At 72.6% G+C, this 14,609-nt stretch carries 18 protein-coding genes; 11 read left to right on the top strand and 7 right to left on the bottom strand.

What is annotated here, in order from left to right; genetic code table 11:
- Positions 1 to 25: 25 nt before the first annotated feature.
- Entirely contained in the window at positions 26 to 916 is an 891-nt protein-coding gene (locus tag ACSDG8_RS13945) for an SDR family NAD(P)-dependent oxidoreductase (RefSeq protein WP_210897985.1), read from the top strand.
- A gap of 3 nt (positions 917 to 919) precedes the next feature.
- Here ACSDG8_RS13945 and ACSDG8_RS13940 read toward each other — a convergent pair whose 3' ends face one another.
- Positions 920 to 1,321 carry a DUF4190 domain-containing protein gene (locus ACSDG8_RS13940; RefSeq protein ID WP_210897983.1) on the bottom strand — a complete coding sequence of 134 codons (402 nt, stop codon included), beginning with the start codon at positions 1,319 to 1,321 and terminating at the stop codon, positions 920 to 922.
- Positions 1,322 to 1,498: 177 nt separating this feature from the next.
- On the opposite strand from ACSDG8_RS13940, the gene ACSDG8_RS13935 reads away from it, so the two are divergent.
- Positions 1,499 to 2,695, top strand: coding sequence for an acyl-CoA dehydrogenase family protein (locus ACSDG8_RS13935; protein WP_210897981.1), 1,197 nt, complete (start codon positions 1,499 to 1,501; stop codon positions 2,693 to 2,695).
- 10 nt (positions 2,696 to 2,705) lie between these two features.
- Here the strand turns inward: ACSDG8_RS13935 and ACSDG8_RS13930 are convergent, their stop codons facing one another.
- From ACSDG8_RS13930 to ACSDG8_RS13920, 3 genes are read right to left on the bottom strand one after another with little or no spacing between them, the layout of a single operon-like run.
- Positions 2,706 to 3,113: a CoA-binding protein gene (locus ACSDG8_RS13930; protein ID WP_113972090.1), complete on the bottom strand. Its 408-nt coding sequence runs from the start codon at positions 3,111 to 3,113 to the stop codon at positions 2,706 to 2,708.
- A gap of 22 nt (positions 3,114 to 3,135) precedes the next feature.
- Complete coding sequence (locus tag ACSDG8_RS13925) at positions 3,136 to 3,870, bottom strand: hypothetical protein (RefSeq protein ID WP_210897979.1); 735 nt, start codon at positions 3,868 to 3,870, stop codon at positions 3,136 to 3,138.
- 24 nt (positions 3,871 to 3,894) lie between these two features.
- Positions 3,895 to 5,931, bottom strand: coding sequence for an intein-containing Rv2578c family radical SAM protein (locus ACSDG8_RS13920; RefSeq protein WP_439428047.1), 2,037 nt, complete (start codon positions 5,929 to 5,931; stop codon positions 3,895 to 3,897).
- A 91-nt stretch (positions 5,932 to 6,022) separates the two neighbouring features.
- On the opposite strand from ACSDG8_RS13920, the gene ACSDG8_RS13915 reads away from it, so the two are divergent.
- On the top strand, positions 6,023 to 6,442 hold the full coding sequence (locus ACSDG8_RS13915) for a thiol-disulfide oxidoreductase DCC family protein (RefSeq protein ID WP_210897976.1): 420 nt from the start codon (positions 6,023 to 6,025) through the stop codon (positions 6,440 to 6,442).
- Between the two features lie 19 nt (positions 6,443 to 6,461).
- On the opposite strand, the gene ACSDG8_RS13910 is transcribed toward ACSDG8_RS13915, so the two are convergent.
- The 3 genes from ACSDG8_RS13910 to trxA form a co-directional block, all read right to left on the bottom strand.
- Positions 6,462 to 7,370 (bottom strand): HTTM domain-containing protein, encoded by a 909-nt coding sequence (locus ACSDG8_RS13910; RefSeq protein ID WP_247679295.1) that lies wholly within the window; start codon positions 7,368 to 7,370, stop codon positions 6,462 to 6,464.
- A complete protein-coding gene (locus ACSDG8_RS13905; RefSeq protein ID WP_210897974.1) occupies positions 7,367 to 7,807 on the bottom strand; it encodes a hypothetical protein in 441 nt (146 codons plus the stop codon). Before ACSDG8_RS13905 ends, ACSDG8_RS13910 begins: the two co-directional genes overlap by 4 nt.
- A gap of 141 nt (positions 7,808 to 7,948) precedes the next feature.
- A complete protein-coding gene (trxA, locus tag ACSDG8_RS13900; RefSeq protein WP_018789069.1) occupies positions 7,949 to 8,311 on the bottom strand; it encodes a thioredoxin in 363 nt (120 codons plus the stop codon).
- A gap of 544 nt (positions 8,312 to 8,855) precedes the next feature.
- Between trxA and ACSDG8_RS13895 the strand changes: the two genes are divergently transcribed.
- The 8 genes from ACSDG8_RS13895 (at position 8,856) to ACSDG8_RS13860 (ending at position 14,604) form a co-directional block, all read left to right on the top strand.
- Complete coding sequence (locus ACSDG8_RS13895) at positions 8,856 to 9,371, top strand: MaoC family dehydratase (protein ID WP_013283894.1); 516 nt, start codon at positions 8,856 to 8,858, stop codon at positions 9,369 to 9,371.
- A gap of 95 nt (positions 9,372 to 9,466) precedes the next feature.
- Complete coding sequence (locus ACSDG8_RS13890; RefSeq protein WP_210897972.1) at positions 9,467 to 9,958, top strand: hypothetical protein; 492 nt, start codon at positions 9,467 to 9,469, stop codon at positions 9,956 to 9,958.
- Positions 9,959 to 9,992: 34 nt separating this feature from the next.
- Positions 9,993 to 10,616, top strand: a complete 624-nt coding sequence (locus ACSDG8_RS13885; RefSeq protein ID WP_184681797.1) for a TrmH family RNA methyltransferase — start codon at positions 9,993 to 9,995, stop codon at positions 10,614 to 10,616.
- A 99-nt stretch (positions 10,617 to 10,715) separates the two neighbouring features.
- Positions 10,716 to 11,402, top strand: a complete 687-nt coding sequence (locus ACSDG8_RS13880; protein WP_307871206.1) for a TFIIB-type zinc ribbon-containing protein — start codon at positions 10,716 to 10,718, stop codon at positions 11,400 to 11,402.
- A 119-nt stretch (positions 11,403 to 11,521) separates the two neighbouring features.
- Positions 11,522 to 11,680: a hypothetical protein gene (locus ACSDG8_RS13875; RefSeq protein WP_013283898.1), complete on the top strand. Its 159-nt coding sequence runs from the start codon at positions 11,522 to 11,524 to the stop codon at positions 11,678 to 11,680.
- A 6-nt stretch (positions 11,681 to 11,686) separates the two neighbouring features.
- Positions 11,687 to 12,544, top strand: a complete 858-nt coding sequence (locus ACSDG8_RS13870) for a PH domain-containing protein (protein WP_091415127.1) — start codon at positions 11,687 to 11,689, stop codon at positions 12,542 to 12,544.
- 93 nt (positions 12,545 to 12,637) lie between these two features.
- Positions 12,638 to 13,330: a SigE family RNA polymerase sigma factor gene (locus ACSDG8_RS13865; protein WP_210897970.1), complete on the top strand. Its 693-nt coding sequence runs from the start codon at positions 12,638 to 12,640 to the stop codon at positions 13,328 to 13,330.
- 56 nt (positions 13,331 to 13,386) lie between these two features.
- Positions 13,387 to 14,604 carry a hypothetical protein gene (locus ACSDG8_RS13860; protein ID WP_307856171.1) on the top strand — a complete coding sequence of 406 codons (1,218 nt, stop codon included), beginning with the start codon at positions 13,387 to 13,389 and terminating at the stop codon, positions 14,602 to 14,604.
- Positions 14,605 to 14,609 lie beyond the last annotated feature (5 nt).

Below are 14,609 nucleotides of genomic sequence, written 5' to 3'. Positions count from 1 at the left end.
GTCCGTACCGGGCAGGATCCTCGGCATGGCACTTGACGCGCGTGGGGGTCGGTCGCGACGGGACATGAGCCGGCCGGGGTCGGTGCGGCGCCCGCGCGGCGGCGAGCCGATCGGCGCCGCCGACTCCGAACGGCCGGCGCCGCTGCCGGAACCGGCCACCATGCGGCTCGACGGCCGCGTCGCGCTCGTCACCGGCGCGGGCAGCGCCGACGGCATCGGGTACGCGACCGCGCGCCGGCTGTCCGACCTGGGCGCCCGGGTCGCGATCGTCTCCACCACCCGGCGCATCCACGAGCGCGCGGGCGAGCTGGGCGTCACCGGCTTCGTCGCCGACCTCACCGACGAGTCTGAGGTGGGCGCGCTCGCCGACGCGGTGGCCGAGCAGCTCGGCGACGTCGAGGTGCTGGTGAACAACGCGGGCCTGGCCAGCCGGGCCAGCCCGGAGGTGCTGCGCCCGGTCGCCCAGCTGACGTACGACGAGTGGCGCGGCGAGATCGACCGCAACCTGACCACGGCGTTCCTGTGCAGCCGGGCGTTCATCGGCGGCATGGCCGAGCGGGGCTGGGGGCGGATCGTCAACCTGGCCGCCACCGCCGGGCCGGTCAACGCGCTGCCCACCGAGGCCGGTTACGCGGCGGCCAAGGCCGGTGTGGTCGGGCTGACCCGGGCGCTGGCGATGGAGATGATCGCCGACGGGGTCACTGTGAACGCGGTGGCGCCGGGCATCATCCACACCGCGGCGTCCACGATGGCCGAGATCAAGCAAGGGCTGGGCACGCCGGTCGGGCGTCCCGGCACACCGGACGAGGTGGCCGCCGCGATCGCGTTCCTCTGCTCGCCGGCCGCCTCGTACATCACCGGGCAGATGCTCGTGGTCGACGGCGGCAACAGCGTCCGGGAGGCGCAGTTCCGCTGAGCGTCAGTAGGTGCCGTTGTCGGAGTTGGCCCAGATCGCCAGCCCGATCCAGCCGCAGCAGGCCACCAGGCCGATCGCGGTGAAGATGTAGCTGAGGATCAGGCCCCAGGTGGCGAGCTGGTCGCCGTCCTCGCCGGTCTGCCGGATCTGCCGCTTCGCCAGGTGGCCGCAGACGATGCCGGCGGGAGCGAAGACGAACGCGAAGACCAGCGACAGGATGGCGAGCACGTTCGTGCCGGGTGGGCGTGGCCCCTGCCCGGGCGGGCCGTACTGGCCGTAGGGCGGCTGCGGGGCGTACGGGGGCTGCTGGCCCCACTGCGGGTGCTGCTGGCCGTACTGCGGCTGCCCGTACGGCTGGCCGTGCGGCGGCGGCTCGTACGGTGAGGGTGGCTGCTCGTCGGTCACGCGCGCCCCTTTTCCCCAGGTGAACGGGCCCTCTCTCTTGCGGACGCTACCCGTAGCGGTGAACCTTTTCACAGCGGTTGTAGGGACTGGTCACCTTGGCTGCGCCGGTCCCGGGGCCGATACTGACCGAGCGTTCAGTTACCCCTGAGTAATGCGCCGACGACCCCGGAGGCTGAAATGGCCCGACTCGCCCAGACGCCCGGACTGACCGACGTGCAGCGGTCGATCCTGGAAACTGTCCGGGAGTTCGCCGACAAGGAGATCATCCCGCACGCCCAGCGGCTGGAGCACGCCGACGAGTACCCGAGCGACATCCTCGACGGCATGCGCGAGATGGGGCTGTTCGGTCTCACCATCGACGAGGAGCACGGCGGCCTGGGCGAGTCCCTGCTGACCTACGCGCTCGTGGTCGAGGAGCTGTCCCGGGGCTGGATGTCGATCTCCGGCATCGTCAACACCCACTTCATCGTGGCGTACCTGATCTCGCAGCACGGCTCCGCCGAGCAGAAGGCCCGGCTGCTGCCCCGGATGGCCACCGGCGAGGTGCGCGGCGCGTTCTCGATGTCCGAGCCCGAGTGCGGCTCGGACGTCTCGGCGATCAAGTCGAAGGCTGTCCGCGACGGCGACAACTACGTGCTCAACGGCCAGAAGATGTGGCTGACGAACGGCGCGTACTCGTCGGTGGTGGCCACCCTGGTCAAGACCGACACCGGCGCCGACTCGGTCTACGGCAACATGAGCACCTTCCTGCTGGAGAAGGAGCCCGGCTTCGGCGAGACCGCGCCCGGCCTCACCATCCCCGGCAAGATCGACAAGATGGGCTACAAGGGCGTCGAGACCACCGAGATGGTGCTCGACGGCGTCACGGTGCCCGCCTCCGCCGTGCTCGGCGGCGAGGAGAAGGTCGGCCGCGGCTTCTACCAGATGATGGACGGCATCGAGGTCGGCCGGGTCAACGTCGCGGCCCGCGCCTGCGGCATCTCGATCCGGGCGTTCGAGCTGGCTGTCGCGTACGCCCAGCAGCGCCACACCTTCGGCCAGCCGCTCGCCAAGCACCAGGCCGTCGCGTTCAAGCTCGCCGAGATGGGTACGAAGATCGAGGCCGCGCACGCGCTCATGGTCAACGCCGCCCGGCTGAAGGATGCCGGCCAGCGCAACGACGTCGAGGCGGGCATGGCGAAGCTGCTGGCCTCCGAGTACTGCGCCGAGGTGGTCCAGGAGGCGTTCCGCATCCACGGCGGCTACGGCTACTCCAAGGAGTACGAGATCGAGCGCCTGATGCGTGAGGCGCCGTTCCTGCTCATCGGCGAGGGCACCTCGGAGATCCAGAAGACGATCATCTCGCGCGGCCTGCTCAAGCAGTACAAGCAGTAGGCCGGGACGGTCAGGCGCGCCGGGTCAGCCCGGCGGCGGCCCGCTCGACGATGAGGCACCTGTCCTCGACGTAGTCGAGGCCCGCCTCCTCGGCGATCCGGCGCGCCTCGTCCGAGAAGATCCCGAGCTGCAACCACACCGCCGGGGCGCCGATCGCCACCGCCTGCCGGACCACGTCGACCGCGTCTCGCGCCGGGCGGAACACGTCGACCAGGTCGACCGGGTGCGGGATGTCGGCCAGCGTCGGGTACGCCTTCTCGCCGAACAGTTCGTCCACCGTCGGGTTGACCGGGATGATCCGCCAGCCGTGCCGCTGCATCTCCAGCGGTACGCGGTGCGCGGCCTTGCCCGGATCGCGGGAGGCGCCCACGACGGCGATCACGGCGGAGTCGGCGAGGATCTGCTGAGCGGAGCGCATCGGCCGACTCTAGCGCCGCCGCTCAGCCCTCGCCGGCCAGCGCGCGAACCAGCCGGGCGTACTCCGCCCCGGTGCCGATCGCGGCCCGGTGTTCGGAATGGGTCAGGTAGTGCCGGATCGCGCCGGCGACCAGCGCGGGAGCGACGTCCACCTCGCGGACCGCCATGGTCGTGCCATCCCGGCCCACGCCGCGACCGGCGCGGATCAGATCCGGTCGGGCGACCGGCAGTGAGATCGTCCGGTTGCCCGGCCGCCAGCCGACCTGCCCTTGCGGGTCGAGGGCAGCCCAGGGGACGAACCACCGCCGTTCATGGCGGCCATGGGTGATCCCCTCCGGGGTCAGCTCGACCACCGGCACGCGGAACCAGCCGAGGGCGGTGAAGACGATCGCAAACGGGAGGAAGAACGCGGCGAGTCCCCAGTCCCAGCTGCCCTCCACCGCCCCGTCCCCGCTGACGATCGCGCGGTAGAGCACGAAGCCCGTCAGGACCGTCAGGAAGCCGACCGTCGCCCGTGGCGGGGCGAAGAACGCCCGCTCGTGCTCGTCCATCCGCAGGTTGGCCCTGCTGGGCCGGCGGCGGAGTTCCCGCACGGCCGCCACCAGGAGGACGGCGAGCGGCACCAGGCTGACCAGCACCAGGGGCCCACCGGCCTCTTCCGCGCGCATGTCGACCACGGCGGCCAACCACCCGACGACGACCGCGACCGCCACCCCGATCCGCTGCCGGCGCAGCGCCGCGCCGAGGGTCTCCCGCATGGCGGGCACGCTAGTCGATACGCGTTACAGGAGCGAAAGTTGCTCGCTCGTCGGCGGGGCCGGGGAAGGGGCCGGCTGACGGTTTTCCCCCGCCTCGCCCCGGTGCAGCCCGTGGCGGCGGGCGGCCATCCGCACCCGCGCGGTGACCTCCCGCTGGTAGGCCTGCGGCGTGTACGCCCCGGCCTGGTAGAGCTGTCGGTAGCGGGGCACCAACTGCGGGAACTCGCGGGCCAGCCAGCGGGCGTACCACTCCCGGGCACCGGGACGCAGGTGCAGCGGCAGCGGCGTCACACTCGCCGCGCCCGAGGCGGCGACGGCCGCGACGGTGGCGTCGATCGACTCCTCGTCGTCACTGAGACCCGGCAGGATCGGCGCCATCAGCACGCCGACGGAGAAGCCGGCGTCGGTCAGGGCGCGGACCGCGTCCAGGCGGCGGCGCGGACTCGGCGTGCCCGGCTCGGCCGCCCGCCAGAGCGCCTCGTCCACGAACCCCACCGAGTACGACAGCCCGACCCGGGTCAGCTCGGCCGCCTGGCGCAGCAGCGGCAGGTCACGCAGCAGCAGGGTGCCCTTGGTCAGGATGGAGAACGGGTTCGCGAAGTCCCGCAGCGCCTCGATGATCGGCGGCATCAGGCGGTAGCGCCCCTCGGCCCGCTGGTAACAGTCCACGTTGGTGCCCATGGCGACGTGCGCGCCGCGCCAGCGCGGGGCGGCCAGCTCGCGGCGTACCAGCTCGCCGGCGTTGACCTTGACGATCACCTTGCGGTCGAAGTCGGCGCCCGCGTCCAGGTCGAGGTAGGTGTGGGTGTTGCGGGCGAAGCAGTTGTGGCTGACCACGCCGTTGGCGATGAAGTCGCCGGTGCCGGTGGTGATGTCCCACAGCGGAAGCTCCAGGCCGAGATCCTCGACGGCTGTCACCTGGAGTTGCGCGGCGCACTTGAGCGCCATGCCCTCGATCGAGCGCCGGGCGGTGACGGCCGGGTCGGTGAGGTGGAAGAAGCGCAGCCGCTCGGGCAGCCCGCCGGTCAGCCGGAGCTGGCGTGCCGTGCCCGGCACGCCGGGCACGTCGAGCGCCCACCGGAAGCCGAAACGCTCCAGCGCGCCGGACGTGCGGGCCTGGCTCTCGTCGCCCGCGACGCTGATCCGGAACACGCCCCGGTGGCAGGTGCCGGCGGCGTCGAACATGCCGGCCAGGTAGCCCAGCGTCCAGTCGTCGGTGGTCTCGTCCGGCGGGCTCAGCAGGCCGGTGACGACCTCGGCCGGGCCGGAGGTGCGTACCACTGTGGTCGTCGGCCGGCGGCCGACCCGGGTGACTGTGGCCCGCTCGACTGTGACCCCCGCGTCGGCCAGATAGCGTTCGGCCCGCTCCAGCGCCTCCGCCTCGGCGGTGGCCAGCCGGAACCGGGCGCTCGCGCCGGCCCGCTCGTCGTCGCGGACGAGGGCGTGCAGGTAACCCCGGCGGTAGTCGGCCGAGCGCTTCGGCGCCATCGTGAACCGGCCGGTGCCCAGCAGGCGATTACGGGTGGTCAGGTGGGGGCGGCGGCCGCCGCCCCGCATGCTCCCGGTGACGTGTTTCCAGCCGCGTTCGGTCAGGAAGCGGTGGTCGCCGCTGGCGACGAGCGTGGTGCCGTCGGCCAGGGTGACCCGGTAGGCGCGCTTCACAGTGGACCACTTGTTGAGCACCGTGGTGACGACGTAGTGGCGGTAGGCGCCGCGCCGCCGGGTGCCGTAGATGCGGTCGCCGGGCTCCAGCTCGCTGATCGCCCTGGTGCGCCCGTCGGCCATCAGGATCGGCGTGTCCCCGCCCAGGCAGTAGACGCAGGCGTGCGAACAGCCCCGGTAGGGGTTGATGGTCCATTCGAACGGCACACGCGACTGACCGGGCACCCGGTTGATGATCGACTTGGCGCGGACCTCGTAGAAGGTCATGCCGGCGAAGCCCGGGGTGTCGAAGGTGCGGGCGATGGCGCCGGGCAGCGCCAGCGGCAGGGGTGGAGCCGCCGGCGCCGCCCGATCGGGAGTCCCCTCGTCCGGGGGAGCGGAGAGGTTGTCCCAGCGCATGGACCTCATTCGAACATGCGTACGAACAAAGTGCAAGTGACGCTGCGGACACCGCGCGCCGCCGCGTCCGGGGGCGGTGCAGGATGGAGACATGGAGACGTCGACCTTCGTCTACGACGGCGACTGCGCCTTCTGCACCCGGTGCGCGCAGTTCATCGAGCGTCGAATCCCGACCGGCGCCCGGGTCGTCCCGTGGCAGTTCGCCGACCTGGCGGCGCTGGGCCTGACGGAGGCCGAGTGCGAGCAGGCGGTCCAGTGGGTGGGCGCCGACGGCTCCCGTGCCGCCGGACCGGACGCGATCGCCCGGCTGCTCGGCGACAGCGGCCCGCTCTGGCGGTTCGCCGGGGCCGGGCTGCGCCTCTCCCCGGTACGCGCGGCGGCCTGGCCCGCGTACCGCTGGGTGGCCCGCAACCGGCACCGGCTGCCGGGTGGCACGGCCGCGTGCGCGCTGCCGCAGGAGGCCCGGGAACGGCTGTACGGCCCGACCGGCCGGCCCGGCCCGAACGCCTGACCGGCGCTGAGGCCGGCGCTCAGGCGCTCGCCGTCGGGGACGGGTCGGGGGCCGACGCCGTGGAGACCGGCGCGGGTACGGGGGACGTCGGCGCGCCGGGCGGCGGACGGCCGAGCAGGCGCCGGACGAACACCACCGGGCGGACCTTCTCCAGCGCCAGGAAGCTGGTCATCGCCACCAGGTGCGGCGCGAACGAGATGGTGATCGTCGCGATGGTCACCAGGTGGAACGAGTAGAAGAAGCCGACGGTCATCGTCCGCCACCGCGCCGGCAGCACGAACACCAGCGGGCTGAGCAGCTCGAACGCCAGGATGCCGAACTGCGCCACGATCAGCAGGTGCGGCACCTGCGCGATCAGGTCGGCGAGGTCGGTGCCGCGCCGGATGATCGCGCGGGCCAGCACCGAACCGTTCGCCCAGTCCAGGCCGCCGAAGCGGAACTTGGCCCAGGCGGCGAGGAAGTACGTGCAGATGACCGAGATCTGGGTGACCCGCAACGCCCAGCCGCCCGCCTCGGTACGGGTCGGGTCGCCGTGCCGGGCGCGGCCGGCGGTGGGCAGCACGGCGAGCGCCACGAGGAGCGCGAACCGGTCGTGGTCGACCTTGCCGTAGCTCATCGCCACGATCATCCACTCGAAGTACAGCGCGAAGACCGTCCAGCCGAGCAGCCGGTGCGCCCGGCCGGTGGCGGCGAGCAGCGCGGTGACCAGCAGCGCCCAGAACACCACGCCGACCAGGGCGGGCGTGGGGGTGGGCAGCGGGAGCAGCCGGCCGACGAGCAGCGGCTGGTAGAGGTCGCCGGGCACGTCCACCCGGGTGCGTACCCAGGGGGTGAAGACCACCAGGTCGGCGGCGACGAAGAGATAGACCAGGGTGCGGAACGCGGCGATCCGGCCGCGTGGGACCGCCTCGGTCAGCCAGGCGGTCATCCGCCGGTCTCCCAGCGGACGGCGGTCTCGTCGGTCCACTTGCCGGTCGGGCGGCCGCCCTGGATGTCGAACCAGCGGACCACGATGCGCACCTCCACCAGTTCCGGCGCGCCGGGGTGGCGTTCGGCGTACGCGTCGGCGACGGTGCGCAGCAGGCTCGGGTCGGTGGCGTACCGGCCCTGCTGGCCCTCGATCTCGGCGCGGCGGATGCCGGTGGCGTCCTGGCCGAGCGGGACCACCGCGCCGGTGCGGTCCACGCCCTCGACCCGGGTGTCCGGGGCGGGCGCGTTCGGCGGGTCGGAGGTGGAGTACATCCGGAACGGCCCGAACGGGAAGTCGTCGTCGGTGCCGCGCACGGTGCCCAGGATCAGCAGCGCCAGGCCGAGCAGGGTGGCGCCCACTCGGACCGCGCGCCCGCGGGCGGTCAAGGTCTCCATCGCGTGGTGACGATACGGGAGTGAAGTGGCCGAAAGTGTCCCTCACTCGGCCATTCCTCACTGTCCGTCCCGCTGGTGCGGCGGGCGCGAAAACGCCGCCGGCCGCTCCCGGGGCGGGATCGGCCGGCGGCGTGGGGAACGTCAGTGGTTGTGCTCGGCCAGCTTCTTGCGGACGTCGTCCATGTCCAGCGCCTGGACCTGCTCGATCAGGTTCTCCAGCGCCGACTCCGGCAGCGCGCCCGGCTGGGCGAACACGATCACGCCGTCGCGGATCGCCATGATCGTCGGGATGGAGCTGATGTTGAACTTCGCCGCCAGCTCCTGCTGCGCCTCGGTGTCGACCTTGCCGAAGGCGATGTCCGGGTGCTTCTCCGAGGACCGCTCGTAGACCGGGGCGAAGCGCTTGCACGGGCCGCACCAGTCCGCCCAGAAGTCGAGCAGGACGATCCCGTCCTGGCCGGTCACCTCGTCAAAGTTGGCCGTGGTCAGCTCAACCGTTGCCATTGCTCTCTCCGATCACCGCGGATTGTCGTACGTCCGGTGGAACCAGGGTCAGTCCGTCCGAATTCCCGGGACCGTGGGGACGAAACGCTCAGCGCCCGGACGGTGACCCTGGGCACATCGAACTCTATCTGTGCCGTCCGCTCGTGCGGAACGCAAATGCACGCCGCACTTGCGTGACGGGACGTGATGGGAGCGTTTCCAAGGAGATCACGCTCAGTTCTGGCTACGAATCAGTAACTTCGGCTCTGACGAGCATCGATCCTGCCTGCGGAGATCGCTTACCGACAGGGCGTCGGTGACTTTACGTAGTGTTACGAAAAGGTAAATGTGACCCCCGTCTCTGTTGGTGTGGTGCCTCGTACGGCAGAATTCTTCGCATCAGAGCGTGGGCGGCGGGTGCCGGGGAGGGCCCCGCCGCTCATTGCGTCCGGACCCGGTCGCGCCGGTGTGACATTTCCGCCGCGCGAGCGCCCCGCGCCTCGCCTTAACAAGCGATAAGGCATGCTGTGCCGAACTCCATCGCCGCCTGTCGAAGGGGACAAGGATGCAGTTCGGCCGCTACTACGAGGAGTTCGAGGTCGGCGCGGTCTACCGGCACTGGCCGGGCAAGACGGTCACCGAGTACGACGACCACCTCTTCTGCCTGCTCACCATGAACCACCACCCGCTGCACATGGACGCGCACTACGCCGAGTCCGCCTCGCAGTTCAAGCGCAACGTGGTGGTCGGCAACTACATCTACTCGCTGCTGCTGGGCATGTCCGTGCCGGACGTCAGCGGCAAGGCGATCGCCAACCTGGAGATCGAGTCGCTGCGGCACGTCGCGCCGACGTTCCACGGCGACACCATCTACGGCGAGACGACGGTGCTGGACAAGCGCGAATCGGCCTCCAAGCCCGACCGGGGCGTGGTCGCGGTCGAGACCCGCGGTTACAACCAGGACGGCACGCTGGTCTGCGTGTTCCGCCGCAAGGTCATGGTCCCGAAGAAGGAGTACGCGGCCGCCGCCGTCCCGGACGGCGTCGACCCGGAGCGTCCCAGCTTCCCCGAGCCGCGCTGACCCGCGTCCGTCCGGCTCACCGGGCCTCGTTCTCCGTTCGGCGGGGACGGGGCCCGGACCTCGTCCGGAGGCATATGCTCGGGCTGGAGGTGCCCATGAGCCACTCCGCAGCCGGAGAGCCGCCTTCCGCCGGTCGCCGCGCCGCGCCGCTCACCACCGCCGCCTACTCCGCGGCGGAGTGGGACCTGCTGACCGACCTGCCCGGCCGTGTCCTCGTGGCCGCCGCCTCGCCCGGGCCCGGGCGTCCGCCGCGCGGCGTGGCCGCCGGCCTCGCCGGGCTGGACGCGGTGGCCGCCGGCCGGGCCTTCGACAGTGATCTCGTCCGCGCCGTGGTGTCCGCCATCTACGCCCGCCACGACGGCGCCACCGAGCGGGACGAGCGCCTGACTGACCTGGTCGACCTGCTGGCCGCCGCCCGGGCCGCGGTACGGGTGCTGCGCCGCCGGGCCGACCCGGCCGACTCGGCGGCGTACCGGCAGTGGGTGGAGTCGGTGGCCGCCCGCGTGTGCCGCGCCGGGCAGACCACGCCGAGCCCCGCCGACCGGCGTTTCCTCGACCGTCTGGGCGGCGCGCTCGACCTGCGCTGACGCGTGGCGCCGCCGGGCCGTACCCTCGGCAACCGTGACCGACGACCAGCTCGACGTGGGTGTGGGGCCGTGGCCCGGTGACCCGCCGGACGACCCCCGCTACGACCCGGAGCTGCTCGTCGCCGGTGACCGGCGCAACGTGGTGGACCGGTACCGCTACTGGCGGCGCGAGGCCGTCGTGGCCGATCTGGACCGGCGCCGCCACGACTTCCACGTGGCGATCGAGAACTGGCAGCACGACTTCAACATCGGCACCGTGGTCCGCAACGCCAACGCCTTCCTCGCCGCCGAGGTGCACATCGTCGGGCGGCGGCGGTGGAACCGCCGGGGCGCCATGGTGACCGACCGCTACCAGCACGTCCGGCACCACCCGACGATCGAGGAGTTCGTCGCCTGGGCGCGGCACGAGAGCCTGCCGGTGGTCGGGATCGACAACCTGCCCGGCTCGCGGCCGATGGAGACCGCCGCGCTGCCGCGCCGCTGCGTGCTCCTCTTCGGCCAGGAGGGGCCCGGCCTGTCCCCGGTGGCCCGGTCGGCCTGCGACGCGCTCTTCTCGATCGCCCAGTACGGCTCGACCCGGTCCATCAACGCGGGCGTGGCCAGCGGCATCGCCATGCACGCCTGGATCCGGTCGTACGCCGGTCCGCCGCCGGACTGACGCCGCGGTTCCACCACCGGACGGAAATCCCACGCCGGTCGGCCCGGCCCGCTTGACGCCTCGCCGCGCGAGGGCGACGGTGAGGGTGTGACTGTCGCGGTGAGTTGTCCGAGATGCGCCGGGCCGGTACGCGAGCCGGACCTGATGCACGCCGAGCACCGGTGCCTGCGCTGCGGCCCGGTCGCGCCGCTGCACGTGCCCGAGCGCATCAACGACGAGATCATGGCCAGCGTGGTGGAGCGGATGGCCGCCGACCCCGACCCGACCGGCCGGCTCCGGATGCCGCTGTGGTGCCCGTGGCCGCTCCCACCGGGTTGGACGCTCACCGGTGTGGGCTGGGCAGGCGACGAGCGCGCGGGAGTCCGGGCCACCCTCGTCGCTTGCGCCGGACCGGCCCCGCTGGACGGTGGGCCGGCCGACCTGATCTTCGTCGCCGAGGAACCCGGCGTCGGTCTCGGTTCCCGCTTCGCGGGACTGCCCGGCCCCGATCCCGGTCCTGAGGTGGAGGAGGCGCTGACCGATCCCGGCCCTGGTCATCCCGAGCGGCTGCCGCACGCGAAGATCCGGGTGGGCGGCCATCCGACTCCACTGTGGCTCGTACGCTCCGAAACGGATCGAAGCGCGTACGCCGGCGAGGCTCGGGGAATGTGGCTCCATGCGATAGCCTGGCCGGCGAGTGCGGGTCACCTCCTCGCGGAAGAAGTCGTGCTGCACGACCTCACCGAGTGGACACCCCCCGAACTCGTGTACGGCGCACCGTCTCCGTACCTGCACGGGCGGGCCTGACCGGGCCTGCGCGGGCAAGTCGGAGAGCGGACGCAGATATTCACGGTAAGACACCATGCTGATACTCTGGGTGCCGCTGCGGTAAACGGACCCGGCTCCGCGCGAGAGGATGGCCCGCTATGGTCAAGAAGGTCCTCACCTGGGCCGGCATCGCATTCTTGATCTTCTTCGTTGCGTACCGGCCCAACTCCGCCGCCGACGTCTTCAAGTCTCTCGGTGGCGGCATCATGGACATCGCGCAGGGCTTCGGCGACTTCTTCACCAACCTCGTCGCCTAGCCGCCCATGGGAAGCCCCTCCGGTCCACCCTTCGACCCGGACGACCCCGACCGGGCGCGCCGGGAGCGCGACACCGAGCCGATCCCGCGGATCGACCCGGACGATCCTCCCAGCGCCTACGGTCCCGGCCCCTACGGCGGTGACCCGGACGACGCCGGTTACGGCGGCGCCTACGCCGGCGAGGGGCGATCGAGCCGTGCCTGGGCGCGTGACCCGGAGGGCTTCCCGGAGCAGCCCATCTCCGAGGAGGAGCTGGCCGGGCTGCGGGCCGACGCCACCGGCATGGCCCCACGCCGGGTGCTGCCGCTGGAGGACGAGCCCAGCTCGCTGGTCGCGCGCTACCTCTTCCCCACCGAGCGCTACCGGGGCGAGTGGAAGCGGCACTGGATCCACCTCACCACACCGATCATCGTCGGCGTCGCGGCCACGTTCGTGCTCGGCTACCTGTCCGGCTTCCTCGCCGGGCGGGACGTCGGCGCGCTGACCACCGTCGCCGTGCTGCTCTGGTTCGGCGTGATGGGCTGGGTCGCCTGGAGGGTCGCCGACTGGTGGTACGACCGGTTCATTCTCACCAACAAACGGGTGATGGTGGTCGCCGGGATCATCACCCGCCAGGTCGCGATGATGCCGCTCACCCGGGTCACCGACATGAAGTACGAGCAGAGCCCGACCGGCCGCGCGCTCAACTACGGCACGTTCGTGCTGGAGTCCGCCGGCCAGGAACAGGCGCTCCGGGTGATCAAGAACCTGCCCAACCCGAACGAGCTCTACCTGCGCGTGGTCGAGGAGATGTACGAGCCGCAGGCGGTCGAGGCACGGCTGGGCAAGGAAGCCGACGAGGCGAAGGCCGACGACGGAGCCTGAAACTTTTCGTCCGAACATCGGATGAACTGCACACCTTCCGCCATCGACCTGACCGGCCGGACCGTGGCATTCTGCCAGGCAGGACGGGGGGAGATGAGCGTGGTGAGCAGGGATCCGCTGGAGGAGGAGTTCCGCGAATTCGTCGCGGCCCGGTCCGGCGCGCTGCTGCGCACCGCCTACCTGCTCGCCGGTGACTGGGCCACCGCCGAGGACCTGCTCCAGACCGCGCTGACCAAGACCTACCTCGCCTGGAAGCGGCTCGGCGGGATCGACGCCATCGAGCCGTACGCCCGCCGGGTCCTGGTCAACACCTCCACCAGCTGGTGGCGTCGCCGCTGGCACGGCGAGCGCCCCACCGAGGTGCTGCCGGAGCACGCCGGGGTCGACGAGATCGAGCAGCAACTCGACCGCGACGCGCTCTGGCGGCACCTGCAGGCGCTGCCCGCCCGGCAGCGGGCCGTGCTGGTGCTGCGCTTCTACGAGGACATGTCCGAGGCGCAGACCGCCGCGCTGCTCGAGATCTCCCCGGGCACTGTCAAGAGCCAGACCTCGCGCGCGCTCAACACCCTGCGCCGCCGCCTGGGCTCCGAGGCGGCCCTGAGCCTGCCCGCGCCCGCGTCGCCGCCGCCCGCCCCGGCCGGCCGGTCCGTGCCGCCCGCGCGCGGAAACGAGCAGTCCGTGCCCCGTACCCCGGCGCGACGGCCCGCCGCCCGGGTGCCGCGACCGGTCACGCCACCGGCGGCACCGGTCCGCCCCGCCGTTCCGATCCCGGCGGAGAGCCGATGACCGGCATCCGGCAGAACGGTGACAACCGGACGGGCAGTCCGGAGCGTCCATTGGCCGTGAGCGACGACGAGCTGGAACGGGCGCTGCGGGAGACGCTGACCCGCCGCGTCGTCACGTCCCGGCCGCTGCCCGTCGACCCGGCCGGAGAGGTCCTGCGCCGGGCGCGGCGCACGGGCCGGCGGCGTACGCTCACCGGCCTGGCCCTGGCCGGGGTCGCGACCGTGTTCGTCACCACCGGCGTCGCCCACTTCAGCGCCTCCGGCGGCGACGGCGGCACCCCCACCGTCGTGCTCGGCGACCCGCCCGGGCTCTCCCCGTCCCCGCTGGCCTCGGGGCCCTCGATCACCCGCTTCGGGCCGATCCGCGCCGAACTCGACCTGCTCATCGGCGACCGGCTGGACACCAGCGGCGGCGAACGGCGGCAGCTGACCGGGGTCAGCGGCGTCGAACGGGCGCAGCGCGTCCACGACCGGGAGGGCTGGCTGATGACCTCGGCGGCCACCGCCGCCGGTCGTACCCTCTGGTGGGTCCCGGCCAACGGCACCGCGCCACAGGTCATGCTCGCCGCCGCGGACGCCGTCGCGGTCTCCCCGGACGGGCGGCAGGTCGCCTGGCGGGACGGCCCCGAGGTGATCGCCGCCGGGGTGGTCGCCGGTCAGCTCATCGCGCCGGTCCGGACCCCCGCGCCCGACGGCGCCGTGCCGGTCGGCTTCGCCGGCGACGCCGTGCTGATCCAGCAGCCCGGCGAGGGCGGGGTGAGCGTCTGGGAACGCGCGCTCGGTGGGCAGCCGGCGCCTGCGAACCCGGACGTCCGCGCCGTCTACGGCACCCGGCCCGACGGCCGTCTGGTCGGCCTGGTCGCCGCCGACCGGCCCGGGCAGCACTGCCTGGCCCTGCTCGACCCGGCCCGCGAACTCGCGCCGGTGCGTACCGGCTGTGGAGTGAAGCTGGCCGCCGACGGGCTCGGCGGCGTCTCCGCCGACGGCCGGTGGCTGCTCGCAAACGGCAATGCCCGTACCGCCCTGCTGGTCGACCTGACCGACCCGGGCGCATCCCCGGCCGCCCACCCGGCCGGCCCGGTGCTGGCCGGCGACGTGGCCTGGACCCACGCGGGCGTGGCGCTGCACGTGGACGCGACCGGCGGGCTGGTCCGGGTCAAGCCGGAGCGGGTGCTCGCCGGGGATCGGCCCACGGCGTCGCCCGTCGAAGGGCTGGCGCCGGGGGACCGGCCGGTGGTGGTGGCCGACGTCCCCGCCACTCCGGAAGGCGCGTAGCGTCG

The sequence above is a fragment of the Micromonospora sp. LA-10 genome (assembly GCF_051853095.1).
In the GTDB taxonomy this organism is placed as follows: Bacteria; Actinomycetota; Actinomycetes; order Mycobacteriales; family Micromonosporaceae; genus Micromonospora; species Micromonospora echinospora_A.
This window is presented reverse-complemented; position numbering and strand designations above follow the sequence as displayed.

Coding starts and splice junctions, on each gene's coding strand:
- ACSDG8_RS13895 (WP_013283894.1), top strand. CDS start 8,856: ATGCAGTTCGGCCGCTACTACGAGGAGTTCGAGGTCGGCGCGGTCTAC.
- ACSDG8_RS13930 (WP_113972090.1), bottom strand. CDS start 3,113: ATGCGCTCCGCTCAGCAGATCCTCGCCGACTCCGCCGTGATCGCCGTC.
- ACSDG8_RS13875 (WP_013283898.1), top strand. CDS start 11,522: ATGGTCAAGAAGGTCCTCACCTGGGCCGGCATCGCATTCTTGATCTTC.
- ACSDG8_RS13870 (WP_091415127.1), top strand. CDS start 11,687: ATGGGAAGCCCCTCCGGTCCACCCTTCGACCCGGACGACCCCGACCGG.
- ACSDG8_RS13935 (WP_210897981.1), top strand. CDS start 1,499: ATGGCCCGACTCGCCCAGACGCCCGGACTGACCGACGTGCAGCGGTCG.
- ACSDG8_RS13865 (WP_210897970.1), top strand. CDS start 12,638: ATGAGCGTGGTGAGCAGGGATCCGCTGGAGGAGGAGTTCCGCGAATTC.
- ACSDG8_RS13925 (WP_210897979.1), bottom strand. CDS start 3,870: ATGCGGGAGACCCTCGGCGCGGCGCTGCGCCGGCAGCGGATCGGGGTG.
- ACSDG8_RS13920 (WP_439428047.1), bottom strand. CDS start 5,931: ATGCGCTGGGACAACCTCTCCGCTCCCCCGGACGAGGGGACTCCCGAT.
- ACSDG8_RS13915 (WP_210897976.1), top strand. CDS start 6,023: ATGGAGACGTCGACCTTCGTCTACGACGGCGACTGCGCCTTCTGCACC.
- ACSDG8_RS13910 (WP_247679295.1), bottom strand. CDS start 7,370: ATGACCGCCTGGCTGACCGAGGCGGTCCCACGCGGCCGGATCGCCGCG.
- ACSDG8_RS13905 (WP_210897974.1), bottom strand. CDS start 7,807: ATGGAGACCTTGACCGCCCGCGGGCGCGCGGTCCGAGTGGGCGCCACC.
- ACSDG8_RS13890 (WP_210897972.1), top strand. CDS start 9,467: ATGAGCCACTCCGCAGCCGGAGAGCCGCCTTCCGCCGGTCGCCGCGCC.
- trxA (WP_018789069.1), bottom strand. CDS start 8,311: ATGGCAACGGTTGAGCTGACCACGGCCAACTTTGACGAGGTGACCGGC.
- ACSDG8_RS13945 (WP_210897985.1), top strand. CDS start 26: ATGGCACTTGACGCGCGTGGGGGTCGGTCGCGACGGGACATGAGCCGG.